The sequence below is a fragment of the Streptomyces sp. NPDC111628 genome (assembly GCF_055635195.1).
The window spans coordinates 996,341-1,022,457 of sequence record NZ_JBVKBZ010000002.1 but is presented as its reverse complement, the minus strand read 5'-3'; the positions used below and the strand labels follow the sequence as shown (position 1 = coordinate 1,022,457).

General features: G+C 74.0%; 25 protein-coding genes. 17 read left to right on the top strand and 8 right to left on the bottom strand.

Annotated features, from left to right (window positions below):
* Nucleotides 1–71 precede the first annotated feature (71 nt).
* The 3 genes from ACZ7MF_RS12300 (at nucleotide 72) to ACZ7MF_RS12290 (ending at nucleotide 1,775) form a co-directional block, all read left to right on the top strand.
* Nucleotides 72–983 (top strand): LysR family transcriptional regulator ArgP, encoded by a 912-nt coding sequence (locus ACZ7MF_RS12300; RefSeq protein WP_471476269.1) that lies wholly within the window; start codon nucleotides 72–74, stop codon nucleotides 981–983.
* Nucleotides 984–1,108: 125 nt separating this feature from the next.
* Nucleotides 1,109–1,360, top strand: a complete 252-nt coding sequence (locus tag ACZ7MF_RS12295) for a WhiB family transcriptional regulator (protein ID WP_003971835.1) — start codon at nucleotides 1,109–1,111, stop codon at nucleotides 1,358–1,360.
* Nucleotides 1,361–1,421: 61 nt separating this feature from the next.
* Nucleotides 1,422–1,775 (top strand): DUF488 domain-containing protein, encoded by a 354-nt coding sequence (locus tag ACZ7MF_RS12290; RefSeq protein WP_471476266.1) that lies wholly within the window; start codon nucleotides 1,422–1,424, stop codon nucleotides 1,773–1,775.
* Nucleotides 1,776–1,837: 62 nt separating this feature from the next.
* Here ACZ7MF_RS12290 and ACZ7MF_RS12285 read toward each other — a convergent pair whose 3' ends face one another.
* Nucleotides 1,838–3,511 (bottom strand): FAD-binding dehydrogenase, encoded by a 1,674-nt coding sequence (locus ACZ7MF_RS12285; protein WP_471476264.1) that lies wholly within the window; start codon nucleotides 3,509–3,511, stop codon nucleotides 1,838–1,840.
* A gap of 38 nt (nucleotides 3,512–3,549) precedes the next feature.
* Nucleotides 3,550–4,173, bottom strand: a complete 624-nt coding sequence (locus ACZ7MF_RS12280; protein ID WP_471476261.1) for a TetR/AcrR family transcriptional regulator — start codon at nucleotides 4,171–4,173, stop codon at nucleotides 3,550–3,552.
* Nucleotides 4,174–4,301: 128 nt separating this feature from the next.
* On the opposite strand from ACZ7MF_RS12280, the gene ACZ7MF_RS12275 reads away from it, so the two are divergent.
* The 3 genes from ACZ7MF_RS12275 (at nucleotide 4,302) to ACZ7MF_RS12265 (ending at nucleotide 7,000) form a co-directional block, all read left to right on the top strand.
* Nucleotides 4,302–4,934: an alpha-ketoglutarate-dependent dioxygenase AlkB gene (locus ACZ7MF_RS12275; RefSeq protein WP_471476258.1), complete on the top strand. Its 633-nt coding sequence runs from the start codon at nucleotides 4,302–4,304 to the stop codon at nucleotides 4,932–4,934.
* A gap of 77 nt (nucleotides 4,935–5,011) precedes the next feature.
* Nucleotides 5,012–5,758: an MBL fold metallo-hydrolase gene (locus tag ACZ7MF_RS12270; protein WP_471476255.1), complete on the top strand. Its 747-nt coding sequence runs from the start codon at nucleotides 5,012–5,014 to the stop codon at nucleotides 5,756–5,758.
* Between the two features lie 9 nt (nucleotides 5,759–5,767).
* The gene (locus ACZ7MF_RS12265) at nucleotides 5,768–7,000 is read left to right on the top strand and encodes a DUF4032 domain-containing protein (RefSeq protein WP_471476251.1); all 1,233 of its coding nucleotides are present in this window, start codon (nucleotides 5,768–5,770) and stop codon (nucleotides 6,998–7,000) included.
* Between the two features lie 16 nt (nucleotides 7,001–7,016).
* Here ACZ7MF_RS12265 and ACZ7MF_RS12260 read toward each other — a convergent pair whose 3' ends face one another.
* Nucleotides 7,017–7,889 carry a universal stress protein gene (locus tag ACZ7MF_RS12260; RefSeq protein WP_471476247.1) on the bottom strand — a complete coding sequence of 291 codons (873 nt, stop codon included), beginning with the start codon at nucleotides 7,887–7,889 and terminating at the stop codon, nucleotides 7,017–7,019.
* Nucleotides 7,890–8,099: 210 nt separating this feature from the next.
* Between ACZ7MF_RS12260 and ACZ7MF_RS12255 the strand changes: the two genes are divergently transcribed.
* The 10 genes from ACZ7MF_RS12255 to ACZ7MF_RS12210 all read left to right on the top strand — a co-directional run bounded on the left by ACZ7MF_RS12255 (nucleotide 8,100) and on the right by ACZ7MF_RS12210 (nucleotide 21,074).
* Nucleotides 8,100–9,776 (top strand): NAD(P)/FAD-dependent oxidoreductase, encoded by a 1,677-nt coding sequence (locus tag ACZ7MF_RS12255; protein ID WP_471476244.1) that lies wholly within the window; start codon nucleotides 8,100–8,102, stop codon nucleotides 9,774–9,776.
* Between the two features lie 11 nt (nucleotides 9,777–9,787).
* A complete protein-coding gene (locus ACZ7MF_RS12250) occupies nucleotides 9,788–11,275 on the top strand; it encodes an ATP-binding protein (RefSeq protein WP_471477225.1) in 1,488 nt (495 codons plus the stop codon).
* Nucleotides 11,272–11,625, top strand: coding sequence for a UBP-type zinc finger domain-containing protein (locus ACZ7MF_RS12245; RefSeq protein WP_471476242.1), 354 nt, complete (start codon nucleotides 11,272–11,274; stop codon nucleotides 11,623–11,625). The genes ACZ7MF_RS12250 and ACZ7MF_RS12245 overlap by 4 nt, the downstream gene beginning before the upstream one ends.
* Nucleotides 11,626–11,691: 66 nt before the next feature.
* A complete protein-coding gene (locus tag ACZ7MF_RS12240; protein ID WP_471476240.1) occupies nucleotides 11,692–14,658 on the top strand; it encodes an ATP-binding protein in 2,967 nt (988 codons plus the stop codon).
* 92 nt (nucleotides 14,659–14,750) lie between these two features.
* Nucleotides 14,751–16,055 (top strand): CAP domain-containing protein, encoded by a 1,305-nt coding sequence (locus ACZ7MF_RS12235; protein WP_471476237.1) that lies wholly within the window; start codon nucleotides 14,751–14,753, stop codon nucleotides 16,053–16,055.
* Nucleotides 16,056–16,066: 11 nt separating this feature from the next.
* Entirely contained in the window at nucleotides 16,067–16,744 is a 678-nt protein-coding gene (locus tag ACZ7MF_RS12230) for an AIM24 family protein (RefSeq protein ID WP_471476235.1), read from the top strand.
* A gap of 25 nt (nucleotides 16,745–16,769) precedes the next feature.
* Nucleotides 16,770–17,729, top strand: coding sequence for a threonine/serine dehydratase (locus tag ACZ7MF_RS12225; RefSeq protein WP_471476234.1), 960 nt, complete (start codon nucleotides 16,770–16,772; stop codon nucleotides 17,727–17,729).
* Nucleotides 17,730–17,870: 141 nt separating this feature from the next.
* Nucleotides 17,871–19,517, top strand: a complete 1,647-nt coding sequence (locus ACZ7MF_RS12220) for a serine/threonine-protein kinase (protein ID WP_471476231.1) — start codon at nucleotides 17,871–17,873, stop codon at nucleotides 19,515–19,517.
* A gap of 57 nt (nucleotides 19,518–19,574) precedes the next feature.
* Nucleotides 19,575–20,552 (top strand): LLM class F420-dependent oxidoreductase, encoded by a 978-nt coding sequence (locus ACZ7MF_RS12215; protein WP_471476229.1) that lies wholly within the window; start codon nucleotides 19,575–19,577, stop codon nucleotides 20,550–20,552.
* 93 nt (nucleotides 20,553–20,645) lie between these two features.
* On the top strand, nucleotides 20,646–21,074 hold the full coding sequence (locus ACZ7MF_RS12210) for an SsgA family sporulation/cell division regulator (RefSeq protein WP_385362348.1): 429 nt from the start codon (nucleotides 20,646–20,648) through the stop codon (nucleotides 21,072–21,074).
* Between the two features lie 45 nt (nucleotides 21,075–21,119).
* Here ACZ7MF_RS12210 and ACZ7MF_RS12205 read toward each other — a convergent pair whose 3' ends face one another.
* A complete protein-coding gene (locus ACZ7MF_RS12205; RefSeq protein ID WP_471477224.1) occupies nucleotides 21,120–21,545 on the bottom strand; it encodes a DUF6328 family protein in 426 nt (141 codons plus the stop codon).
* A gap of 232 nt (nucleotides 21,546–21,777) precedes the next feature.
* On the opposite strand from ACZ7MF_RS12205, the gene ACZ7MF_RS12200 reads away from it, so the two are divergent.
* Nucleotides 21,778–22,134 (top strand): hypothetical protein, encoded by a 357-nt coding sequence (locus ACZ7MF_RS12200; protein WP_471476226.1) that lies wholly within the window; start codon nucleotides 21,778–21,780, stop codon nucleotides 22,132–22,134.
* A gap of 27 nt (nucleotides 22,135–22,161) precedes the next feature.
* Here ACZ7MF_RS12200 and ACZ7MF_RS12195 read toward each other — a convergent pair whose 3' ends face one another.
* The 4 genes from ACZ7MF_RS12195 to ACZ7MF_RS12180 all read right to left on the bottom strand — a co-directional run bounded on the left by ACZ7MF_RS12195 (nucleotide 22,162) and on the right by ACZ7MF_RS12180 (nucleotide 26,061).
* Nucleotides 22,162–23,145 (bottom strand): aldo/keto reductase, encoded by a 984-nt coding sequence (locus tag ACZ7MF_RS12195; protein ID WP_471476224.1) that lies wholly within the window; start codon nucleotides 23,143–23,145, stop codon nucleotides 22,162–22,164.
* Nucleotides 23,146–23,157: 12 nt separating this feature from the next.
* Complete coding sequence (locus ACZ7MF_RS12190) at nucleotides 23,158–24,423, bottom strand: FAD-dependent monooxygenase (RefSeq protein ID WP_471476221.1); 1,266 nt, start codon at nucleotides 24,421–24,423, stop codon at nucleotides 23,158–23,160.
* Nucleotides 24,424–24,524: 101 nt separating this feature from the next.
* Complete coding sequence (locus tag ACZ7MF_RS12185; protein WP_471476219.1) at nucleotides 24,525–25,232, bottom strand: ribonuclease H family protein; 708 nt, start codon at nucleotides 25,230–25,232, stop codon at nucleotides 24,525–24,527.
* A 31-nt stretch (nucleotides 25,233–25,263) separates the two neighbouring features.
* The gene (locus tag ACZ7MF_RS12180; protein ID WP_471476217.1) at nucleotides 25,264–26,061 is read right to left on the bottom strand and encodes a VOC family protein; all 798 of its coding nucleotides are present in this window, start codon (nucleotides 26,059–26,061) and stop codon (nucleotides 25,264–25,266) included.
* Between the last annotated feature and the right edge of the window lie 56 nt (nucleotides 26,062–26,117).

Here is a 26,117-nt window from a genome sequence, read left to right as displayed (position 1 = left end):
GACGCTAAGCGGACGATCACCGGACGTACAGCTAAAGATTCTTACGTATCATTAGCCGATGTGATGACGACATGACGTCGGCCTGTGCGCCGGCCTTCGCGGATCTGCCGCTGGACCACGTGCGCACCCTGCTGGCCGTGGTGGACGAGGGCACGTTCGACGCGGCCGCCGCCGCCCTGCACGTGACGCCGTCCGCGGTCAGCCAGCGGGTGAAGGCACTGGAGCAGCGCACCGGCCGGGTACTGCTGCTGCGCACCAAGCCGGTGCGGGCGACCGACTCCGGAGCCGTGCTGGTGCGGCTGGCCCGCCAGGTGGCGCGGCTGGAGCGGGACGCGTCGGCCGAGCTGGGCCTGCGGGGGGCGGGCGAGCCCACCCGGGTGTCGGTGGCGGTGAACGCGGACTCGCTGGCGACCTGGTTCCTGCCCGCCCTCACCCGGCTTCCCCCGGAGCCCCCGCTCTGCTTCGAACTGCGCCGCGAGGACGAGGGCCACACGGCGACGCTGCTGCGGGAGGGCGTGGTGATGGCCGCGGTGACGTCGTCGCCCGAACCGGTGCCCGGCTGCACGGTCCGGGCGCTGGGCCGGATGCGCTATCTCCCCTGCGCCGCCCCCGAGTTCGCCGCCCGGCATCTGGACGCGCCGCGGGAGGCCGTCGCCGACGCCCCGGTGGTGGTCTTCGACCGGCGGGACGACTTCCAGGACTCCTTCGCGCGCCGGCTCGGTCACGGTGGCGCAAGCGCCGCACGGCACTACGTGCCGACCTCGGAGGGCTTCGTCGAGGCGGTCGCCGCCGGGCTGGGCTGGGGCATGGTCCCGGGGCCGCAGGCCGAACCGCTGCTGCGCACCGGTCGGCTCGTCACCTTCGCGCCGGACCTCGCGGTGGACGTCACGCTGTACTGGCAGCAGTGGAAGCTCGACTCCCCGGCGCTGGCCGCGGTGGCGGACGCGGTGGTGGCGGCGGCCGGGGACGCGCTGAGCCGGTAGGCGCACGGCGACGGACACGGCATCCCGCGAGCACCACCCCGGTTTCGCCCCGCGGTCGACAGGTCACCCGCAACGGAGTAAGCCATGCACGAGGGCGCGAACGATACCGATCGCAGGTGACTTTGATGGACAACTGGCGCGAGCACGCCGCATGCCGGACGGAGGACCCCGACCTCTTCTTCCCGATCGGCACCACCGGTCCGGCCGCTTTGCAGACCGAGCAGGCCAAGGCGGTCTGCCGGACCTGTCCGGTTCAGGAGCAGTGTCTGCGCTGGGCGCTCGACACCGGGCAGACCCTCGGCGTCTGGGGTGGCACCAGCGAGCTGGAACGCCGGGCGCTCAAGCGGCGCGAGGCCGCGCGCCGGAGGTCCGGCTGACCCTCGCCGCCCGCGCCGGAGGTAGCCTGGCGCGGGCACCGTCGGCCGTGGGAGGACCGCCATGAACGTGCGTGTGCGCCGGGTCTACGACCCGGCGGAGCCGGACGACGGCGTACGGGTCCTCGTGGACCGGCTGTGGCCCCGGGGCGTGTCGAAGGACGCGGCGCGGGTGGACGAGTGGCCGAAGGGACTCACCCCGTCGACCGAGCTGCGCCGCTGGTACCACGCGGGCGAGGGCTCGTACGAGGAGTTCGCGCGCCGGTACGAGGCGGAGCTGAGCGCCCCGGAGGCGAGCGAACTCCTCGACCGTGTACGGAAGCTGGCCGAGGCGGGCGACGTGACACTGCTGACCGCGGCCAAGTCGCCCGGCGAGAGCCACGCCGCCGTGCTGCTCCGTCTCCTCGACGAGGTCTGAGACGAGGTGTGAGGGGCGCGGAGCGGACGGCCGGCGGGTCCGTCGCTCAGGCGGTCCGTCGCTCAGGCGGTCTGCCGTGCCGCGGCCCGGCCCGCCGCCCGGCCGGAGAACAGGCAGCCGCCGAGGAAGGTGCCCTCCAGCGCGTTGTACCCGTGCACCCCGCCCCCGCCGAAACCGGCCACCTCACCGGCCGCGTACAGGCCCTCGACGGGGGTGCCGTCGGCGTCCAGGGCGCGGGAGTCGAGGTCGGTCTGGATGCCGCCGAGGGTCTTGCGGGTGAGGATGTGCAGCTTGACGCCGATCAGCGGACCCGCCGCGGGATCGAGGATGCGGTGGGGGCCGGCGACCCGGCCGAGCCGGTCACCGATGTAGCGGCGGGCGTTGCGGATGCCCTGCACCTGGGCGTCCTTGGCGTACGGGTTGGCCAGCTGGAGGTCGCGGGCCTCGATCTGGCGCCGGAGCGCGGCGGCGTCCAGGAGCGGCTTGTCGGTCAACCGGTTCATCTTCTCGACCAGTTGCTCCAGGTCCGGCGCGGTCACGAAGTCGGCGCCGTTGCGCAGGAACGCGTCCACCGGACCCGGGGCCCCCTTGCCCAGCACGCGTTCGCGCAGGAAGCCGGCGCGGTCCTTGGCGGTGATGTCGGGGTTCTGCTCGGAACCGGAGAGCGCGAACTCCTTCTCGATGATCTTCTGGGTGAGGACGAACCAGGAGTGGTCGTGTTCCGCGAGCCCCTCGGCCGTGCGCAGGTGGCGCAGGGTGCCCAGGGTGTCGTAGCCGGGCAGGTACGGCTCCGGCAGTCGGCGGCCGAGCGCGTCGAACCACATCGAGGACGGTCCCGGCAGGATGCGGATGCCGTGGCCGGGCCAGATCGGGTCCCAGTTGCGCACGCCCTCGGTGTAGTGCCACATCCGGTCGCGGTTGACCAGGCGGGCGCCCGCCTCGGCGCTGATGTCGAGCATCCGGCCGTCGACGTAGGCGGGGACGCCGGTGACCATCTCGGCGGGCGGGGTGCCCAGGCGCTCGGGCCAGTGGCGGCGGACGATGTCGTGGTCGGCGCCGATGCCGCCGGAGGTGACGACCACGGCGCGGGCGGTGAGTTCGAACTCTCCGGCCGGGTCGCGGTGGGAGGCCACGCCGCGCGGTGAGTCGTCCGGGGCGAGGACCGTGCCGCGCACCCCGCGCGCGGTGCCGCCCTCGACGACCAGGTGGTCGACGCGGTGGCGGTGGTGGAAGGTGAGCAGCCCGTCGCGCGCGGCCTGCTTCGCGTACCGCACGAAGGGCTCGACGACCCCCGTGCCGGTGCCCCATGCGATGTGGAAGCGGGGCACGGAGTTGCCGTGCCCGCCCGCCCTGAGGTCGCCGCGCTCGGCCCAGCCGACGGTGGGCAGGAAGGTGATGCCGTGCCCGGCCAGCCAGGACCGCTTCTCCCCCGCCGCCCACTCGACGTACGCCCGCGCCCAGCGCACCGCCCAGGAGTCCTCGTCCTCGGTCCGGTCGAATCCGGCGCTGCCCTGCCAGTCGTTCCAGGCCAGGTCGAGGGAGTCCTTGACGCCGAGCCGCCGCTGCTCCGGGGAGTCGACGAGGAAGAGGCCGCCGAAGGACCAGAAGGCCTGCCCGCCGAGGTTGGCCGCGTTCTCCTGGTCCACCAGGGCGACCCTCCTGCCCCGGCTGGTCAGCTCGTGGGCCGCGACCAGACCCGCCAGACCCGCTCCGACCACGATGACGTCGGCATCCATGGCGACCGTCCCTTCCTGTTGTGTCGGTGACCCTGTGGTCAGTGACGCGTGCTGCCGTCGGTGAGCAGCGCGGTGAGCAGCTGTCCCAGCCAGACCCGGGCGCCCGCGACGTCCCGGTCCAGGAGCAGTTGGGTGGTGACCCCGTCGTACGCGGCGACCACGGCGTGCGCGGCCTCCTCGGCGTCGCCGGGCACGGCGGGCAGGGCGGTGTGTCCGCGGGCCCGGGCGAGCCGGTCGGCGATCGCCCGCCTGAGGCGGGCCCGGTGCTCCAGCAGGGTCCGGGCGACCTCCGGGTCGCGGGCGGCGTGCACCAGGAAGTCCGTCTTCACCAGGAGCCAGTCCCGGTCCAGGAGCAGCACCTCGGTGACGCGTTCCACGGCGGCGGGCACGTCCAGGCCGGGGCCGTCGGCGGCGAGGGCGGTGGTCACCTGCTCGGCGATCAGGTCGGCCCGTTGCTCGTAGAGGGCGAAGAACAGCTCGTCGAGACTGTCGAAGTTGGAGTAGAAGGCGCCCCGGCTGTACCCGGCGGTCTCGCAGACCTCCTCGATCGACACCCGCCCGAAGCCCTTGGCGGCGAACACCGCGAACGCGGCGTCCAGGAGGTTCGCACGGGTGCGCACGCGCCGCCTGGTCACCCGCCCCGTGGTCGCCTTCGCCGTCATGTCCGGCTCCTTCGCTCGGTTCGATACGGGAATGTATCGGATACACCAGCGTATCGAAAGAGACGGTCGCGGACCGGCGGCGATGTCATCGATAGAACACATTTTCGAATGAGGAGTACGCTGGTCCCATGACCACGCACCACCTCCAGGGCTCACTCTTCGACCAGACCGACGAGGTCCGGCTGGGCCCGCTCGACGGTCTGCGCCGGACCCACCTCGGCCCGGGAGCCTGGATCGACCTGCTCCCCGGGTGGCTGGGCGGCGCCGACGCGCTGTTCGAGCGGCTGGCCGCCGAGGTCCCCTGGCGCGCGGAACGGCGCGAGATGTACGAGCGCGTCGTCGACGTACCCCGGCTGCTGGCGTTCTACGGCGCGGGCGACGCCCTCCCGCACCCGCTGCTGGCCGAGGCGCGCGACGCCCTGTCGGCCCACTACGCCGAGGAGCTGGGCGAGCCGTTCACGACCGCGGGCCTGTGCCACTACCGCGACGGCCGGGACAGCGTCGCCTGGCACGGTGACCGGATCGGACGCGGCGCGCGCCAGGACACGATGGTCGCCATCCTCTCGGTGGGCGCACCCCGGGACCTGCTGCTGCGCCCGGCGGGCGGGGGCGGCGAGACCGTGCGCCGCCCGCTGGGCCACGGCGACCTGATCGTGATGGGCGGCTCCTGCCAGCGCACCTGGGAGCACTGCGTCCCCAAGAGCACCCGCGCCGCCGGGCCCCGCATCAGCGTCCAGTTCCGCCCGCACGGCGTGCGCTGAGGGCCGGGCAACCGCCCGCGCCCGGGTTCTGGTTGGCTGTCCCGCGCGGGGACCACAGACCTGGAACGCGGGAGACCATGAGCGCGGATGTACGGCAAGTGGCCGACGGCACCTATCTGGTGCACGGCGGCAACACCAACTGGGTCATCCTCACCGACGGCGACGCGGTGACCCTCGTCGACACCGGATACCCCGGCGACCGCCGGGCGCTGCTCGACTCCCTGGCCGCCGTCGGGAGTTCGCCCGAGGCGGTGACGGCCGTGCTGATCACCCACGCCCACAACGACCACCTGGGCTCGGCGGAGTACCTGCACGCCGCGCACGGCACCCCGGTCCTGCTGCACGAGGCCGAGGTGCCGCACGCGCGGCGCGACTTCCTCCAGCAGGTGTCGGTGGGCACGGTGCTGCGCAACGCCTGGCGGCCGGGCGTACTGCCGTGGATGGTGCACGTGCTGCGCACCGGCGGCACCGAGCAGCACCCGGTGACCGCGCCCGCGGCCTTCCCGGCGCACGGCGCCCTCGACCTGCCCGGCCGGCCCGTGCCGGTGCACACCCCCGGGCACACCGACGGGCACTGCGTGTACCACCTCCCCGACGCAGGGGTGGTGATCTCCGGCGACGCGCTGGTGAGCGGGCACGCCATCTCCCGGATCGAGGGACCGCAGCTGCTGCCCGACCTGTTCCACCACGACCGGGCGGGCGCGGTCGCCTCGCTCGACGTCATCGCCGGTCTGGAGGGCGACCTGCTGCTCCCGGGGCACGGTCCCGTCCACCGCGGACCGGTGAAGGACGCCGCACAACGGGCCCGGGAACGGGCGTTCTAGAGTCGGGGCATGGCCTTGCAGATCAGCGCCACCAATCCGGAGCACCCCGCGCTCCTGCTCGAACTGCCCTGGCAGCTGCCGCTGGAGCAGTGGCCCGAGGAGTACCTCGTGCCGCTGCCCCGCGGCATCTCCCGGCACGTGGTCCGCTACGCGCGCGCCGGGGACGAGGTGATCGCCGTCAAGGAGCTGGCCGAGCGGCCCGCGCTGCGCGAGTACCAGCTGCTGCGCGACCTGGACCGGCTCGCCATCCCGGCGGTGGACGCGCTGGCCGTGGTCACCGGCCGCTCCGACGCCGCCGGTGAGGCGCTGGAACCGGTGCTGGTCACCCGGCACCTGGGCGGCTCGCTGCCGTACCGGTCGATGTTCGAGACGACGCTGCGCCCGGCGACCATGCACCGCCTGATGGACGCCCTCGCGGTACTGCTGGTCCGGCTGCACCTGGCCGGGTTCGCGTGGGGGGACTGCTCGCTGTCCAACACGCTCTTCCGGCGCGACGCGGGCGCCTACGCCGCCTACCTGGTCGACGCCGAGACCGGCGACCTGCACCCGCGGCTGAGCGACGGGCAGCGCGACTACGACCTCGACCTGGCCCGGGTGAACATCAGCGGCGAACTGCTCGACCTGGAGGCCTCGGGGGCGCTGCACCCCTCCGTCGACCCGGTCGACTTCGGCATGGAGATCTGCGCCCGCTACCAAACCCTGTGGGAGGAGCTGACCCGCACCTCCGTGTATCCGGCGGGCAAGTACCACTACATCGAGCGCCGCATCCGGCGCCTGAACGACCTCGGTTTCGACGTGGCCGAGATGCAGATCGAGCATGCCTCCAACGGCGACACGGTCACCTTCGTGCCCAAGGTCGTCGACGCCGGCCACCACCAGCGCCAGCTGCTGCGCCTGACCGGCCTGGACGCCGAGGAGAACCAGGCCAGACGGCTGCTGAACGACCTGGAGAGCTGGATGGCCACCCAGGACGACTACGCCCCGGGCGACCCGCTCGGCGCCCGTCCGGAGGTCCTCGCCCACCGCTGGGTGCGCGAGGTCTTCCGGCCCACCGTGCGCGCCGTGCCGGTGGAGCTGCGCGGCGCGATGGACCCGGCGGAGATCTACCACGAGCTGCTGGAGCACCGCTGGTACCTCTCCGAGCGGGCCCAGCACGACATCGGCCTGGACACGGCCGTCGAGGACTACCTCGTCAACATCCTGCCCAGGGCCCGGGAGACCCTGCAGCCCACGGCCGACTGAGCGGCGCGGCGGCCGCTCAGGTGTGCGGGACCACCGCCACCGGGCACTCCGCGTGGTGCAGCACGCCGTGCGCCACCGAACCGATCCGCGCGCCTACGGCCGTACGGCGGGCGCGGCGGCCGACGACCATCAGCTGGGCGTTGGCCGCCACCGTCAGCAGGACCTGGCCCGCGCTGCCCATCTCCACGTGCTCCACCACGGGAACATCGGGGAAGCGCTCGCGCCACGGTGCGAGCGCCTCGGCGAGCGCCTTGCGCTCGTACTGCTCCAGGCCTCCGGCCTCGTCCGCGAGGGCCATCGAGCCGGGGCTGTAGGTGAAGACCGTCGGCAGGGCCCAGGCCCGCACGGCGCGCACGGTGGCGCCCCGCGCGGCGGCCGCCTCGAACGCGAACCCGATGACGTCGGCGCTGTCCTCCGGCTCGCCCTGCTGGCCCACGACGACCTCGCGGCCCCCGGCCTCGGCGGCGGCCTCGTCACCGGCCCGCACCAGGACGACCGGCCGGGTGGCCTCGGCGATCACCTGCTGGCCGACCGAGCCGAGCAGGAAACCGACGACCGCGCCGTGCCCGCGCGAGCCGAGGACCAGCGTCTCGGCGTCGGCCGCGGCACCGAGCAGGGCCGCGACGGCGTCCCCCTCGCGGACGTCGGTGGTCACCGTGAGGCCGGGGTGCCGTTCGGTCACCGTCCCGACCGCCTGGGAGAGCGCGTCGCGCGCCCAGCCCTCCTGCCTGTCCCGGTCCACCGAGCCGGCCACGCCCTGCCCCTGGAACCGCCAGGCGTGCACGACGTGCAGCGGTGCGCCGCGGCGCACCGCCTCCCTCGCCGCCCAGGCCAGTGCGGCCAGGCTCTCCTCCGAACCGTCCGAGCCTGCCGTGATCGGGCGCGTCATGCGGGTCCCTCCCTGGGTCGCGGGAACGTCGTTCTCGCAGCCCAGTCTTCCCCAAGCCGTCCGCAGGGCCGCGCCGGGGGAGCGGACGGACGCCGGCGGCCCGCCCCCGCCGCCCGAGCGAGGACCCGCGATCGAACATACGATGGCCGCAGGCCGGTGCGGTGACGGGGACGCCGTGCCGTGAATCCGGCCGCTCGACGTGGGGGACGTATGGCACAGGCCGACGGGGAGACACGGACCGTCATCATGACCGTGGACGACGATCCGGGGGTGTCCCGCGCCGTCGCCCGCGACCTGCGGCGGCGCTACGGCGCCACGTACCGGATCGTGCGCGCGGAGTCCGGCGAGTCGGCGCTCGGCGCACTGCGGGAACTGAAACTGCGCGGCGATCTGGTGGCCGTCATCCTGGCCGACTACCGGATGCCGCAGATGAACGGCATCGAGTTCCTGGAACAGGCCCTCGACGTGTACCCGGGCGCCCGGCGGGTGCTGCTGACGGCCTACGCGGACACCAACGCGGCGATCGACGCGATCAACGTCGTCGACCTGGACCACTACCTGCTCAAGCCCTGGGACCCGCCCGAGGAGAAGCTCTATCCGGTCCTGGACGACCTGCTCCAGGCCTGGCGCACCGGCGACCACCGTCCGGTGCCCAGCACCAAGGTCGTCGGGCACCGCTGGTCGGCGCGGTCCTCTGAGGTCCGGGAGTTCCTGGCCCGCAACCAGGTGCCGTACCGCTGGTACTCCTCGGACGAGCCGGAGGGGCGGCGGCTGCTGTCGGCGGCCGGGCAGGACGGACAGCGGCTGCCGGTGGTGATCACGCCGGACGGGACCCCGCTGGTGGAGCCGGAGGCGCCCGAGCTGGCCTCGCGGGTGGGTCTCGCCACCACGCCGACCTCGGACTTCTACGACCTGGTGGTGATCGGCGGCGGCCCGGCCGGGCTCGGCGCGGCCGTCTACGGGGCCTCGGAGGGGCTCCGTACGGTGCTGGTGGAGCGGTCGGCGACCGGCGGGCAGGCCGGGCAGAGCTCGCGCATCGAGAACTACCTGGGCTTCCCCGACGGCGTGTCCGGCGGGCAGCTGACCGAGCGGGCCCGGCGGCAGGCGTCGAAGTTCGGCGCCGAGATCCTCACCGCGCGCGAGGTGACCGGCCTGGAGGCGAACGGCGCGGCGCGCGTCGTCCGGTTCTCGGACGGCTCGGCGATCGCCGCGCACAGCGTCATCCTGGCGACCGGCGTGTCCTACCGGCAGCTGACCGCTCCGGGCACCGAGGACCTGGCCGGCTGCGGGGTGTTCTACGGCTCGGCGCTCACCGAGGCGGCCTCCTGCCAGGGCCACGACGTGTACATCGTCGGCGGCGCCAACTCGGCCGGGCAGGCGGCGATGTACCTCGCCCGGGGCGCCAAGTCGGTGACCCTGCTGGTGCGCGGCGGCTCGCTGGAGGCGTCGATGTCGTACTACCTGATCCAGCAGATCGAGGAGACGCCCAACATCCGGGTGCGCTGCGGCACCCTCGTCGAGGGCGCGCACGGGGACGGCCACCTGGAGCGGCTGACGCTGCGCGACGCGGCGAGCGGCGCCACCGAACTCGTCGACGCGCAGTGGCTGTTCGTGTTCATCGGCGCGGCCCCGCTGACCGACTGGCTGGACGGCACGGTGCTGCGGGACGAGCGCGGCTTCATCCTCGCCGGTCCCGACCTCACCCCGGACGGGCGGCCACCGGCCGACTGGGAGCTGGACCGGCCGCCGTACCACCTGGAGACCAGCGTCCCCGGCGTCTTCGTGGCGGGCGACGCCCGTGCGGAGTCCGCCAAGCGGGTCGCGTCCGCCGTAGGAGAGGGAGCCATGGCCGTGATGCTCGTCCACCGGTACCTGGAGCAGTCGTGAGCGGGCGGCCGATGCCGTGCAGCCCCGAGGAGATCGGGAAGCTGTTCCTGTTCGAGAAGCTGACGCCCGAGCAGCTGGGCCGGCTGTGCGCCGAGGGCCGGGTGGAGCTGTTCGGCCCGGGTCCGGTGTACACCGAGGGCGAGGACGCCACCTGCTTCTACGTGATGCTGGAGGGGACGGTCGTGCTGACCCGCCGGGTCGGCGGGGACGACGTGGAGACCAACCGCACCTCGCAGCCGGGGGTGTACGCGGGCGCGATGCAGGCGTACGTCGGTGACCGGGTGCCGCAGGTCTACAACAACTCCATGCGGGTCACCGAGCCGACGCGCTTCTTCGTGCTTCCGGCGGACACGTTCGCGGCCGTCATGCGGGAGTGGTTCCCGATGGCGGTGCACCTGCTGGAGGGGCTGTTCTTCGGCTCCAAGAACACCCAGCGCACCATCGGGCAGCGCGAACGGCTGCTGGCGCTGGGCTCGCTGTCCGCGGGTCTCACGCACGAGCTGAACAACCCGGCGGCGGCCGCGGTGCGGGCCACCTCGACACTGCGGGAGCGGGTGGCGAAGATGCGGCACAAGCTCGCCGTGATCGCCGAGGGCCCCTTCTCCCGCGAGGCGCTCGCGGGGCTCATCGAGATCCAGGAGCGCACGGCGGAGCGGGTCGCCAAGGCACCCTCGCTCAGTCCGCTGGAGGCCGCCGACCGGGAGGACGACCTCGGCGACTGGCTGGAGGACCACGGCATCGAGCACGGGTGGCAGCTCGCGCCGACCTTCGTGCAGGCCGGTCTGGACACCGAGTGGCTGGAGCAGGTCGCGGCGGCCGTGGACGAGGAGATCCTGCCGGGAGCGGTCGGCTGGCTCAACTACACGGTGGAGACCGAGCTGCTGATGAACGAGATCGCGGACTCCACCGCCCGCATCTCCCACCTGGTGGACGCCGCCAAGCAGTACGCGCAGCTGGACCGGGCGCCCTACCGGACGGTCGACGTGCACGAACTGCTCGACAGCACCCTGCTGATGCTCTCCGGCAAGATCGGCCCGCGGATCGAGGTCGTCAAGGAGTACGACCGCACGGTGCCCGGGGTCCCCGCGTACCCGGCGGAGCTGAACCAGGTGTGGACCAACCTGATCGACAACGCCGTCGCCGCGGTGAACGACGCGGGCGGCGAGGGGACGCTGACCGTGCGGACGGCGCTGCACCACGACCGGCTGCTGGTGGAGTTCCGGGACACCGGCACCGGGATCGCACCGGAGATCCGGGAGCGCATCTTCGACCCGTTCTTCACCACCAAGCCGGTGGGCGAGGGCACCGGGCTCGGGCTGGACATCTCCTGGCGGATCGTGGTCGACAAGCACCACGGCAGCCTCCAGGTCGAGTCCGTGCCGGGCGACACCCGTTTCCAGGTCCTCCTGCCGCTCACCGCCGCGGAACCCGACCAGACCGATCCAACCGACCCGACCGACCCGACCGACCCGACCGATCCGACCGAGGAGCCGGTATGACCAGCGACACCGGAATCGATCCCACCGTCCCGCCGAGCGGCACCGGGTGCGCCGAGTGCGACGCGGTCGGCGGCTGGTGGTTCCACCTGCGGCGCTGTGCGAGCTGCGGCCACGTCGGCTGCTGCGACAGCTCACCGGGACAGCACGCGACCGGCCACTACCGCTCCACCGGGCACCCGGTGGTGCAGAGCTTCGAGCCGGGCGAGGAGTGGTACTGGGACTACGCGACCAACGAGGTGCGCGAGTCGGGCCCGGACCTCGCCCCGCCCGGCAGCCACCCCGCCGACCAGCCGTCCCCGGGCCCGGCGGACCGGGTCCCGGCCGACTGGGCGAGCTCGCTCCACCGCTGACCCGGTGGCGGGTCCGGCGGCCGGGCCCCGAAACCGGGAAGCCCGCTGTCGGACCCGCGTGTCAGGATGGGCGGCGTGTCGCAGACCTCACTCACCAGCCCGCTCGTCGGCCGCGAGGACGAACTCGCGCGTCTCACCGGCGTACTGGAGCGCGCCCGCGCCGGTGAGGCCCGCGCGGTCCTCGTCGCCGGGGACGCCGGGGTCGGCAAGACCCGGACCCTGGACGAGGTCGCCGGGCGGGCCGCCGCGGCCGGGACGACCGTGCTCACCGGTCACTGCGTGGACCTGGGCGACGTGGGCCTGCCGTATCTGCCGTTCACCGAGATCCTGGGCCTGCTCGCCGCCGACGAGCGGTTCGCCGCCGTGCTGGCCGGGCATCCGGTGGCCGACCGGCTGCTCGGCGGCGGCCCGGACGACGGGACCGACGCCGCGCCCTCACGCCTCAGGCTCTTCGAGGGCGTGGCCGCCCTGCTGACCGACCTGGCGGACGTCGCACCGCTGCTGCTGGTCCTGGAGGACCTGCACTGGGCCGACCAGTCCTCCCGGGACCTGCTGAGGTTCCTGCTCGGCCGGGGGGTCCTGCAGCGCCCGGCGGGCGGGGCGCCCGGCCACCGGCTCGCGCTGTTCGCCTCCTATCGGGCGGACGACCTGCACCGCCGCCATCCGCTGCGCCCGCTGCTGGCCGAACTGGTGCGCCTGCCCGGCGTGGAGCGGCTGGAGCTGCGGCCGTTGCCGGACGCCGACGTGGCCCGGCTGGTGCGCTCGCTGCGTCAGCGGCGGCTGCCGGACAGCACCGTGCGCCGGATCGTGGAGCGGGCCGAGGGCAACGCCTTCTACGCCGAGGAGCTGGTCGCCGCCACGGACGCGCCGGCCGGGGGCGTCCCCAGCGGCCTGGCCGACGTCCTGCTCATCCGGTTCGAGCAGCTGTCCGAGACCGCCCAGCAGGTGCTGCGCACCGCCGCCGTGGCGGGCCGCCGGGTGGGGCACGACCTGCTGCGGGACGCCGTCGCGCTGCCCGAGGAGGAGCTGGAGTCGGCGCTGCGCGAGGCGGTGGAGCGGCAGTTGCTGGTCTCCGGCGACGGGGACACCTACTCCTTCCGGCACGCCCTCGCCCGGGAGGCGGTCTACGCCGATCTGCTGCCCGGTGAACGGGCCCGGCTGCACGGTGCGTTCGCCCGGCTGCTCGCCGGTCCCGACCGCCGGTCCGACAGCGCGGCCGAGCGTGCGCACCACTACCGCGAGAGCCACGACCTGCCCGAGGCGCTCGCCGCCTCCCTGGAGGCCGCCGACCACGCCCAGCGGGTCGGCGCGCCCGCCGAGGAGCTGCGGCACGTCGAGGCCGCGCTCGACCTGTGGACCGCGGTCGACGCCACCGCGCGGCCCGCCGGTCCGGACGCGGTGACGCTCACCCTGCGCGCCTCCGCGGCCGCCGTGCACGCCGGAGAGCTGCACCGCGCGGTCTCCCTCACCCGCTCCGCGCTGGCCGGCCTCGGCCAGGACGCGGACCTGGAGCTGGCCGCCCGCGTCCGCTACACCCTGGCCGGCAATCTGCTGAGCGTCGACAACCTGGAGTCCGCGTACGCCTACAGCAGCGAGGCGCTGGGCCTGATCCCCGCCGAGCCGCCCTCGTCGACGTGGGTGTGGGCGGCGGCCACGCACGTGACGGCGGCCCGCCAGGTCGGGGAGAACGAGACGGCGCTGCGGGTGGCCCGCCGGGCGCTGCGGGTCGCCGAGGAGCTGGCAGTCACCGACGCCCGCGCCGACCTGCTGATCTCGCTGACGAGCCTGGAGGGCCAGAACCGCGCCACCCCCGAGGGCCGGGAGCGGCTCCTGGAGGCACGCGAGCTGGCGCGGCGGGCGGGCAACGCGCCCGTGGAGCTGCGGGCCCTGTTCAACCTCGCCATCGGCTGCTTCGAGTCCGGCGACCTGGAGGAGTGCCTGCCCTGGGCGTCCGAGGGACTGGACCGGGCCCGCCGTTCCGGGCTGCTGTCCTCGCCGTACCCGCGGGAGATGCGGTATCTGCGGCTGCTCGTGCGGTACACGCTGGGCCACTGGGACGAGGTGCTGCGCGAGTCCGCCGAGCACGCCGGGGAGCGCTCGGCCGTGGACGGTCACGCCCTCGGGCCCGGGCTGTACGTGGCACTGGCGCGCGGCGACTCGGGGGTGGCCGACCGGGCGCGGGGCCTGCTGAACGGGCCGTTCGACTGGATGGCGCGGATGGTCGCGGCGATCGTGCTGACCGACGCGGCGGCGCTGCGCGGGGACGCGGAGGACGCCGTGCGGTGGATGCGCTCCAGCGTCGAGACGCTCACCGAGGCGGGCACCCGGCCCACCGTGACCCTGCGGCTTGCCACCCTCGCGCTGTCCGCCGTCGCCGACACCGTGACCGAGCTGCGCCGGGCCGGGGACGACGCCGGGGTGGCCCGCTGGTCGGACACGGCGGCCGAGCTGCTGGCCGACGCCCGCTGGTCCGCCGGGCACGGCTACGACGACGTCCCGCAGGGGCCGGAGGGCCAGGCGTGGCTGGCGCGCGCGGAGGCCGAGTGGTCCCGGGTCGCCGACGCCGCACCGGACCCGGCGGCCTGGGAGAGGGCGGTGGCCGCCTTCACTTACGGCGACGCCTACGAACGCGCTCGGTGCAGGCTGCGGCTGGCCGAGGCGCTGCTGGCGGCCGACCGCCGCGAGGAGGCGGCCGCCGAGGCGGGCAGCGTTCGCGGGGAGGCCGACCGGCTCGGCGCGAGGGTGCTGCGCGAGCGGGTCGACGACCTGGTCCGCCGCGGCCGGCTCGCGGGCCCGGCACGGGCCGGGGCGGGCGCCGCGGTGCTGACCGCCCGCGAGCAGGACGTCCTGCGGCTGCTCGCCCTCGGGCACAGCAACCGCCGGATCGGGGAGGAGCTGTTCATCAGCGCCAAGACGGCGAGCGTCCACGTGTCCAACATCCTCGCCAAGCTGAACGCGGGCAGCCGTACGGAGGCGGTCGCGGTCGCCCACCGGCAGGGCCTGGTCGCCCCGGAGCCGACGTCGTCGCACTGAGGCGGGCCCCGGGGAACCCCGGCCGCCCGGCGGACGTTGACCCGGCACCGACAGCCGCGCCCGGAGCGCCCACCACGACACAGGACGGCACGATGAGCGACTTGGTCCCCGGGGGCAACGTCCCTCTTCCGGGCGGCCCCGTGAGCGTACGGGTGCCCGGCGGCTTCGACGTGTCGGCGCTCGTCACGGACGACGGCGGCAAGGTCGGCGGCGACGAGGACTTCGTCTTCTACAACCAGCCGGAGGCACCCGGCGCGAGGCTGCACGGCGACACGCTCACCGTCGATCCGGCGCGGCTGCGGCCGGGCGCCACCCGCGTGACGGTGGCGGTCGGACCTTCGGACCCCGGTACCCCGCTGAGCGCGCTCCCCTCCCCCACGGTCCGCGTCACCGACGCCCGCGGCCGGGCCGTCGCCCGGTTCGCCCCGGCGCGCCCCGGGCGGGAGACCGTGCTGCTGGTCGTGGAGTTCTACCGGCGCGGCGAGGGCTGGAAGGTGCGCGCCCTGGGCCAGGGGTACGCGGACGGACTCGCCGGTCTCGCCCGGGACTTCGGCGTGGAGGTGACCGACGACGCGCCGCCGGAGCCGGTCACGGCACCGGGACCGCCCATGCCCGGTGCCGACCCCGACGGGTTCCTGGATCTGGTCAACTCCGCCCGTTCCGCGGCCGGTTCGCCCGCCGTACGGACCGATCCCCGGCTCCGCTCGGCGGCCCGCGCGCACGCCGCCGCCATGGCCGCCGCGGGCACGCTGAGCGTCGAGACCCGGGACGGCGTCTCGGTCCATCAGCGCGTCGTCTCGGCCGGGTTCGCGTATCTCACCGTCGGCGAGCACCTGGTCTCGGGCCCGCGCACGCCCGCCGAGTTCGTCGCGTACTGCCTCGGCGCCGAGCGCACCCGGCGCACGCTGCACGACACCGCCTTCACGCACGCCGGGTGGGCGTACGTCACCGGAGGACCCTCGGGCGACACGTACTGGACGGCGCTGTGGGCCGTGCCGCTCACCCCGGACGGCCTGGCCCGCACGACGGCGGAGGTCGTCGGCCTCACCAACCGGGAGCGGGCCGGGGCCGGGCTGCCCGCCCTGGCCGTCGATGCCCGACTGACCGCCGCGGCACAGGCCCACAGCGCGGACATGGTGGCCCGCGACTTCTACTCCCACACCGATCCGGACGGCGGCGAGCCGTGGGACCGGGCCGCCGCCGCGGGCGCCCGTCGGCGCACGGTCGGCGAGAACATCGCCTGTGGTCAGCGCTCCCCCGCCGCGGTGGTGGAGGGCTGGATGAACAGCCCGGGACACCGGGCCAACATCCTCAAGGCCGGCTTCACCCACATCGGCGTCGGTCTGGCCGGCGGCGGCCGGGCGGGCACGTACTGGACGCAACTCTTCGGTGGCTGAAGGATGACCCCATGAAGGGTGACCTCTTTTCCAGCGAGCACATGGTGCAGCCCGCCACGGCGCCGGGCATGACCGTCGAGAACTCCAAGTGCATCCGTTACGCCGTGAACGGCGAGATGCTCGCCCGGCAGGGCGCGATGATCGCCTACCGCGGCAGTCTGCAGTTCGAGCGCAAGGGCCAGGGCGTGGGCGGCATGCTCAAGCGCGCGGTCACCGGGGAGGGACTGCCGCTGATGGCGGTGCGCGGACAGGGCGAGGCCTGGTTCGCGAACGAGGCGCAGAACTGCTTCGTCGTCGAGGTGGAGCCGGGCGACGAGTTCACCGTCAACGGCCGCAACGTGCTGTGCTTCGACGCGTCGTTGTCGTACCGCATCTCCACCGTGAAGGGCTCGGGGATCGCCGGGGGCGGACTGTTCAACAGCGTCTTCACGGGACATGGCAGGCTGGGCCTGGTGTGCGAGGGCAATCCGCTGGTCATCCCGGTCTCGCACCAGTACCCGGTCTACGTCGACACGGACGCGATCGTCGGCTGGTCCGCGGGGCTCGCGACCTCCCTGCACCGTTCGCAGTCGATCGGCTCGATGCTGCGCGGCGGTTCGGGCGAGGCCGTGCAACTGGTGCTCCAGGGCGAGGGCTTCGTCGTGGTACGGCCGAGCGAGGCGACCCCGCAGAAGCCGCAGCAGCACTGAGCACTCCCCCGGAAGGAAGACTGCCTTGATCGCGATCACGGAGATCGAAGCCGCCGCCGAGCGGATCGCCGGACATGTCGTACGCACCCCGACCGTGCCGAGCCCGGGTCTGTCCGCGCTGCTCGGCGTGCCGGTCACCGCGAAGCTGGAGCTGCTCCAGCGCACCGGTTCGTTCAAGGCACGCGGGGCCACGGCGAAACTGCTGTCCCTGACCGAGGCCGAGCGGGCCGCCGGTGTCGTCGCGGTCAGCGGCGGCAACCACGGCATCGCGGTGGCGGTGATGGCCGCCGCCCTGGACGTGAAGGCCACGGTGGTCATGCCGCGGACCGCGCCGGCCCGTTCCGTGGAGATCGCCGAGGAGGCGGGCGCGCTGGTGCGGCTCACCGACGGCATGGACAGTGCCTTCGCGATGGTCACCCGGCTCCGGGAGGAGGGGCTGACCCTGGTCCACCCCTTCGACGACCCCGTGGTGATCGCGGGGCAGGGCACCGTGGGGCTGGAGTTCGCCGAGGACGCCTCGGACCTCACCGACGTGCTGGTGAGCATCGGCGGCGGGGGGCTGATCGCGGGCGTGGCGGCGGCGCTGCGGGCGCTGCGGCCCGGGGTGCGGGTGTGGGGTGTGGAGACCGAGGGCGCCGAGGCCATGTCACGGGCGCTCGTGGCGGGCGGGCCGCTCACGGTGCCCCTGTCGTCGGTCGTCACCACGCTCAGCGCGCCGTCCGTCTCGCAGCTGACGTACGACCATGTGGCGGAGCTGGTCACCGAGGTGCTCGTGGTGCCGGACCGGGAGGCCGTCCGGGGTTCGCTCGCGCTCGCCGAGCACGCCAAGGTGTGGACCGAGCCGGCCGCCGGCTGTCTGCTCCCGGCCGCCCGGCGGGTGGTGGAGCGGGTGGGGGACGAAGCCCGCATCGGGCTCGTGGTGTGCGGGGGCAATGCCACGGTGGGCGACATGGCGGTGTGGGCGGACCGTTTCGGCCTGCGCTGACGTCGGGCCGGGCCCGCACCCGGCGGGCCCCGGTTCTTGAAGAAGGGTCAGAAACGGGGCCGGGACGCGCGGTCGCTGAACACACCCCGGTGCCCCCGACGTACCTCTGGTCGAGCGAAGAACCGGCGGTGCGAGCGAGGGATGGCCATGGGCAGGGCGCACGTCTCCACACACGAGCTGGTCGCCGGACGCTACCGCCTGTTCGAGGTCGTCCAGCGCGAGACGAACCGGGTCTGCTGGTCCGGGGAGGACGCCACGACCGGCCGCCCGTGCCTGGTCACGCGGATCGAGCTGCCGGAGGGCCGGGCGGGCGAGGCCGCCCGCAGGGCCCCGGGCCGGGTGATCCGCACCGGCGAGACCATGGCGTCGCTGTGCCCCGGGCGGATCGCCCCGGTGCTGGACGCGGTGGTCGCGGACGGCATGCTGTGGACGGTCACCGATTGGGTCGCCGGAGTACCGCTCGGCGACCTCCTCGACCGTCGGGGCGCGTTCAGCTACGCCCGGGCCGCACGCGTCGGTCTGGAACTGCTCGCGGTGCTGGAGGCGGCCCACTCCCACGGGGTGACACACGGCGAGCTCAGCCCTGGGCAGGTGTTCGTGCGCGAGGAGGGGTCCGTCCTCGTCACCGGCTTCGGGCTGGCCGGCGCCACCCTCGCCCCACGGCTGACCGCCCCCGCGTATGCCTCGCCCGAGCAGGCCCGCGACCAGCGGATCGGGCCCGCGGCCGATCTGTGGACGCTGGGCGCGATCCTCTACACGATGGTCGAGGGCCGTCCGCCGTTCCGTGACCGGGGCCGGCCCGAGGCGACGCTGAAAGGGGTGGACCGGCTGCCGCTGCGCACCCCGGTGCGCGCCGGTCCGCTCGCCCAGGCCGTGACGGGACTGCTGCGCAAGGACTCCCGGGAGCGGCTGACCCGCCCGGTGGTGCGCGCGGCCCTCGCGCGGGCGCTGACCGAGGACCCCGGCACCACCGTGGCCGAGGTGACCACCAGGCCCGGGCTGCGCGGCGTGTACGCGGCCGCCCGGAAGGCGGGCCGCGACCGGTCGCGGCGGACCGTGGCCGCCGGGACCGCTCTGGCCGTCGTGACGGTCGCGGTCGCCGTCCTCGCGGTCCTCGCCGTCACCGACGGGCTCCCCGGTACGGGCGACGGCGCCGCCACGGGCGCACGGCAGCGACCCTCGCCGAGCGCCGCCCCGCCCACCGGATCCGCGCCCGCCGCCTCCCCCGCGCCCCCCTCTTCCCCGGCCTCCCCCTCCGCCCCTTCCTCCCCCGCCGACCGGCCGGGCGCGAGCGCCTCGCCGTCGGAGCCGGGCGTCCCCGCTCCGGCCGGGTTCCGCCGCTACGACGCGCCGGAGGGCTTCTCCGTCGCCCTCCCCGAGGGCTGGCGGCGCCTGGACACCTCGAGCGCGCCGGGCGGCGCGTACCGGGTGGTCTTCGGCGCGACCGGCGACCCCCGCACGCTCGCCGTCACCTACAGCAGGCGCGCGGGCGCGGACCCGGTGGCCGTCTGGCGCGACGACGTCGAGCCGGGCCTCGCGCGCTCGGACGGCTACCGGCGGATCGGCGAGATCCGCGCGACCACCTACCGGGGGCGTGCGGCGGCCGACATGGAGTGGCTGGTCCGGGACGACGGCACCCGGGTCCGCACCTTCGGCTGCGGCTTCCTGCTCGGCGGCGGACGCAGCTTCTCGCTGCGCTGGACGACGCCGGCCGGCGACTGGGACGACAGGGCCAACGAGCGGGCGCTCGCCGCGTTCCTCGGCACCTTCCGGGAGGAGACGACCTGACCCCTTCCACCCCGTTTACACCTGTTTTCCCTCGGGCCGGGCGGGGACCCGGCCGCCATGGCACACATCGGATACACGATGATGACCGAGCAGGCCGGCCCGCGGGAGCTCGTCGGCCATCTGGTGCGGGCCGAGGAGGTGGGATTCGACTTCTCAGTGACCTCGGACCACTACTTCCCCTGGCTGCGCGCGCAGGGCCACTCGCCCTACGCCTGGAGCGTGCTGGGCGCCGCGGCGCAGGCGACCTCGCGCATCCCGCTGATGACGTACGTGACGTGTCCGACGTTCCGCTACCACCCGGCGGTGGTGGCGCAGAAGGCGGCGACGCTTCAGTTGCTGTCCGAGGGCCGGTTCCGGCTGGGTCTCGGCTCGGGCGAGAATCTCAACGAGCATGTGGTGGGCGGCGGCTGGCCGTCCGTCGACGTACGGCACGAGATGCTCCGGGAGGCCGTGGAGATCATCCGGGGGCTGTTCGCCGGCGGCCACGTGAACCACCGCGGCACCCACTTCGACGTGGAGTCGGCCCGGCTCTGGGACCTGCCCGAGAGCGCGCCCCCCATCGGCATCGCGGTCTCCGGCGAGCGTTCCTGCGAGCTGGCGGGCGAGTTCGCCGACCTGGTGATCGCGACCGAGCCGAAGGCCGGGCTGCTGGAGTCCTTCGACCGGCACGGCGGCACGGGCAAGCCGCGCGTGGGCCAACTGCCCGTCTCCTACGACCCCGACCGGGACACGGCGATCGAGCGGGCGCACGCGCAGTTCCGCTGGTTCGGCAGCGGCTGGAAGGTCAACTCCGAACTGCCGCATCCGGACGCCTTCGAGGCGGCCACCCAGTTCGTGACCCCCGACGACGTCGCCGAGTCCATCCCCTGCGGCGACGACCCGGACGCCTTCGTGGCCGCCGTACGCCCGTATGTCGAGGCCGGGTTCACCGACGTCGCCCTGGTGCAGATCGGCGGCGATTCGCAACCCGCCTTCCTGGACTGGTCGGAGAGGACCTTGCTGCCCGCCCTGCGAGAGGCGTTCGGGCGCGACTGAAACCCGGGGACGGGCGAATCACCCGGATGACTGAGCATCTTGCCGGTGGGCGGGGTACTAGAGGGCTCTACGTCCGTCCTCCTGGAGGCCCCCGTGAACACCGTCGTGCACAAGACCCTGGTCGTGCAGCTCCAGGCGGGCGCGACCGCCGACCGGTTCCCGGTGCTCGCGCACCTCGCGTACGACGCGGCGGACCCGTTCGCCCTCACGGCGGTCTTCAGCCACGACGGCCGGGTGCTCGCCCGCTGGACGCTGGACCGGGAGATGGTCGCCGAGGGGCTCACCCGTCCGGTGGGCGTGGGCGACGTGCGGCTGCGGCCGGAGTCGCGCGGCATGTGGGACGAGCTGCGCATCGAGCTGCTGGGCGACGACCGGGCCGACGGGGAGCGCCACCGCGCGGTGGTGTTCGTGTGGGCCGCGGCCGTCGAGGCCTTCCTGCGCGAGACCCATGCGGTGGTCCGGCCGGGGCGGGAACAGGTGCGCGTGGACGACTTCCTCGCCGAGCTGACCGCCGAGGGCTGAACCGCCGGGGTCCGCGGGGCCGGGGGCTCGGACGCCCCGGGCTCCTCAGCGTGCCGTGTGGCGGTGCCGGGTCCACAGCGGGATCCCGAACCAGCACAGCAGGTACCAGAACACCACGCCGGTGACGAGGTAGGGCACGAAGCCGTCGTGGGTCGCGACCCGCAGGATCAGCAGGAGCGAGCAGGCCGTGGTGGCGAGCAGCAGCACGAGGCCGAGCACGGTCAGCCGGGAGGCCCACCGCACCGCCTGGGGCTTCACCCGGCGTCCGGAGACGAGCCGGTGCAGGGACACCGGGCCGATCAGGGCGCCGGTCGTCACGGCGCCGAGGACCACCGTGATCAGGTAGATCATCTGATCGGTGTCCGAGAGGCTCTCGTACTTCGGCTGGAAGACGACCGTGAGCAGGAAGCCGAACAGGATCTGCACGCCCATCTGCGCGACGCGGACCTCCTGGATCAGCTCGGTCCACATCCGGTCGGCCCGCTCTTCCTCGGTCTCGTTGCGGCCCCTGCGCCGGCCCGAGCCCTCAGCCGCTTCCGCGTCCCTCACGTCGTCCTCCCGGTGCCCGTCGCCTGCGTCCTCTTCCCTGTTCCCGGGATCCCGGTACTCAGGCGCCGGGCCGGGGCGGTGACACCCGGTTTGGGTGATCGGCGGGCGGTTACACGGGCCGGGACCCACCCAAGCGCGGCAAGGAAGGCAAAGGATGTCCGACACTCGGCTCACCGTGACGCTCGACGGCGGCGGCATCGACGACGCGCGGGCGATCGTCCGCGCACTGGAGGGCGTCTTCGGGGCTCCCGACGGCCGGCCCGCGGACGAGGGGGCGACGGTGCGCACCGCGACCTTCGACGTCCCGGGCGCCCCGCACGTCCCGGACGCGTCCTCGGCGGCGCGCACGACGGGCGGCGCGCTGTCCGCACCGGTGACGGTCACCGTTCAGGGCACGCCGCAGGCGGTGGAGGCGGCGAGCGGGACACTGTCCCGCGCCTTCACCGCGCGGAACGAGGGAGCGGCCTCGGGCGACCAGGAGCGGGAGCGGGAGTTGCTCCTGGTGCCGTGAGGCCGGGACCGCTCACCCGTCGGCCGCCTACCAGCGACCCTCGACCTGGTCCTTGACGCGCCGGTCGTAGAGGTCGCGGACGGCGGCCAGGGTGTCCTCGGACAGCTCCGGCAGCCGGGCGGCGTCCGTGTTGGCGCGGGCCTGCTCGGGCGAGCGGGCGCCCGGGATCACGCTCGTCACGCCGGGCTGCTGGACGATCCAGCGCAGCGCCAGCTGGGCCGGGGTGTATCCCTCGGGCGCGAGCGCGGCGAACTCTGCGGCGGCCTCCACCCCGGTGGCGTAGTCCACGCCGGAGAAGGTCTCGCCCTGGTCGAAGGCCTCGCCGTGCCGGTTGAAGTTCCGGTGGTCGTTGGCCGCGAAGACGGTGTCCTTGGTGTACTTGCCGGTCAGCAGGCCGGACGCCAGCGGCACCCGGGCGATGATGCCGACGCCGGCCTCGCGGGCCGCGGGCAGGACCTCGCGCAGGGGCTTCATCCGGAACGGGTTGAGGATGATCTGGACGCTCGCCACGTTCGGCCGGGCGATCGCGGTCAGCGCCTCCGCGCAGGTCTCGACGCTCACGCCGTACGCGGCGACGCGCTCCTCCTCGACGAGGGTGTCCAGGGCGTCGAACACCTCGTCGCTGGAGTAGACGGGCGTCGGCGGGCAGTGCAGCTGCACCAGGTCGAGGCGGTCGACGCCGAGGTTGCGGCGGGAACGGTCGTTCCACTCCCGGAAGTTGTCCAGGACGTAGTTCTGCGGGATCTGGTCGGCCCGGCGGCCCATCTTGGTGGCGACCAGGACGTGCAGGTCGGGCCTGCTCGCCAGGAAGGTCGCGATGGTCTGCTCGCTGCGGCCGTCGCCGTAGACGTCCGCCGTGTCGAAGAAGGTCACCCCCGACTCGGCCGCCGCCTCCAGTACCGCGAGGGCTTCCTTGTCGTCGACGTCTCCCCAATCGGCGCCCAGTTGCCAGGTGCCGAGGCCGACCACCGACGCGTGCTGATCCGACCTGCCGAAAGTGCGCTCGTCCATGGTGTCAGTCTGTCATCCGCGGTGCGCGGGCACCGCGTCGGGACGCCCGGAGCGGCCCCGCCCGTCGCCGGTGGCGAGCCTGCGGGCCTGGACCGTGCGCGCGATCACGGGCCCCAGCCGGCGCTTGACCCTGCGCAGGGTCTCCAGCCGGCCGGCCGCCCGGTCGATCCGGTAGTACAGCCGGGGCGGGAGGTGCGGCAGCAGCGGCGAGTGGCGCTGGCCGAGCAGGGCGAACATCTGCTCCGGCGGCAGGTGGATGTAGCGCGGCAGGTGCTCGTACCACTGGGCGCTGAGCCGGGCCGCGCTCTGCACCGGCAGCAGGGCCGCCCGGCGTTCGCGTTCGTAGTGGGCGAGGGCGTCCGGGCGGCTGTCCCCCTCGCGCAGGGCGGTGGCCAGGGACATGGCGTCCTCCAGGGCGAGCGTGGTGCCGGCGCCGATGGAGTAGTGCGTGGTGTGGGCGGCGTCGCCGAGCAGCACGAGGTTGTCCCGGGACCAGGTGCGGTTGGTGAGGGTGCGGAAGACGGGCCAGGCGGCACCGGCCCGGCCGGAGGACCGCGCGGTGAGCGGGTGTCCGTCCAGGACGTCGGCGAAGAGCTTCTCCAGCAGGACGAGCCCCTCGGCCTCGTCGGCGCGGTCCAGGCCGAGGCCGGTCCAGGTCTCGGGCGGGCACTCGACGACGCAGGTGCTGCCCTCGGGGCCGTAGCCGTAGCCGTACGCCCAGATCCAGCCGTGGTCGGTCTCGACGAAGGCGAAGGTGAAGGCGTCGAAGACCTTGGTGGTGCCGAGCCACACGTAGTGGTCGCGGCCGCCGGTGATCTCGGTGCCGAAATGGTCGGCGTGGTGGGTGCGCAGCGCGCTGCCCGCCCCGTCGGCCGCGACCACGAGGTCGGCGGCGGGCGGGTTCGCGCCGGTGACCGGGTGCTCGAACTCCAGGCGTACGCCCAGCTCGCGGGCGCGGGCGGCGAGGATCGCGAGGAGCCGGTGGCGGCCGATGCCGAAGCCCTCGTCGCCGTGGTGCCGGGTGGCCAGGTCGCCCACGTGGGCGACACCGTCCCGCCAGCACACGGAGTGTTCCTCGACGGCGCGCGCCGAGTCGGGGTCGTGGTCGCGGAGCCGGTCGAGCAGTCCGCGCCAGTAGGTCACGCCCCAGCCGTAGGTGGAGCCCTCCGGGTCGCGTTCGTACACGGTGACGTCATGGGTCGGGTCCTGCCGCTTCAGCAGGATCGACAGGTACAGTCCGGCGGGCCCACCGCCGACGCAGGCGACCTTCACACGCACCCCTGGTATGCACTCATAACGGCCATTACGGCTATTCGAGACCGCAGAGTAACAAGGGAGGGGCCGTCGGCCGCTGCCGCGCGGCCGTGGGCGGGTGCGGTTTATCCGGCGACCGCCGTGCGGCACTCCGGGTGGCCCCAGCCCTGGTCGTTCTTGGCGATGGGCTCACCGGCCGCGTACCCGCGGCCGCACAGGCAGCGTCCGGGGAACTTCGCCTTGATGGTGCGGGCCGAGGAGCCGCCGCCGCTCTTGCGGGCCGCTCCGGAGGACCCCCGGCGCGGTGCCTTGCGGGCCGCCGGGACGTCCGGCGCGGGCGGTGGCTCCGGCGAGCCGAGGGCGCTGCCCGCGGCTTCCTGGACGACGGCCGACTGGCTTGCGGCGCGGTCGGCGAAGTCGTTGAGCCGGTCGCCGTCGACCTGGTGCGCGGGCACGTAGCGGAACTCGACCGAACGGCCGTCGAGCAGCTCGTCGATGCGCACAACCAGCTCCTGGTTGGCCACGGGCTTGCCCGCGGCCGTCTTCCAGCCGTTGCGCTTCCAGCCGGGCAGCCAGGTGGTGACGGCCTTCATGGCGTACTGCGAGTCCATGCGGACCTCGAGCGGCACCTCGGGGTCGGTCGACGCCAGCAGCCGCTCCAGCGCGGTGAGTTCGGCGACGTTGTTGGTGGTCCGGCCGAGCGGACCCGCCTCCCAGCGGACGGGGTTCTCCGAGGCGTCGGCGATCACCCAGGCCCAGCCGGCCGGACCCGGGTTTCCCTTCGAAGCCCCGTCGCACGCGGCCACTACACGTTCACGCATGCGCTCGATCATGCCATGGCCCGGCGGGGTGTCCGGACAGGGTTCAGGAGACGTCCGTGACCTTGGGCATCTCCCCTTCGGCGGTCGTGATGTCGATCACCGAGAAGCTCGCGCCCTGCGGGTCGCCGAGCGCCGCGAACCGGCCGAAGGGGGTCGTGACCGGACCGAACCGCAGGACGCCGCCCCGCTCGGTGGCGCGGGCCACGGCCGCGTCGCAGTCGCCGACGGTGAAGTAGACGTTGATGTGGGGCGGGACCTCGGGCGGGAAGTCCTCCGTCATGGCCATGCGGCCCAGGACCGGGTCGTCGCCGAGGTCGAAGAGGCGGAAGTCCACCCGGTCGTCCTGCATCTGCTGGGCCCGGTAGGAGAAGACCGCCGGGAAGAAGGCGTCCGACTTCGCGGGCTCGCGGGTGAAGACCTCGGCCCAGCAGTACGCGCCGGGCTCGGCCGTCGCCTCGAAGCCCTCGTGCTGGTCGCCCTGCCAGACGCCGAAGACCACCCCGCTCGGGTCGCGGGCCAGACACATGGTGCCGAAGTCGCCGACCTTCATCGGCTCCAGCAGCAGCTCGCCGCCGGCCTCGCGGATCCGCCCGGCGGTCGCCGCGGCGTCCGGGGAGGCGAGGTAGAGGCACCACTGGGACTGGTCCTCGTGACCGGGCGGGGGCGGGACCACGGCGGCCACCGCCTTGCCGTCCGCGTAGCACTGGGTGTAGTTGCCGAACTCCGACGACGTTTCGCCGAAGGTCCAGCCGAGGACGTCGCCGTAGAAGCGCTTGGCTCCCTCGACGTCGGTGAACATCGCGTCGGCCCAGCAAGGGGCCCCTTCGGGTTGCACGGCCATGACTGCCGCCTCCTGTGCGAACGTGCGTGGGGGGGTGGGGGTGGGGGTGGGGTGGG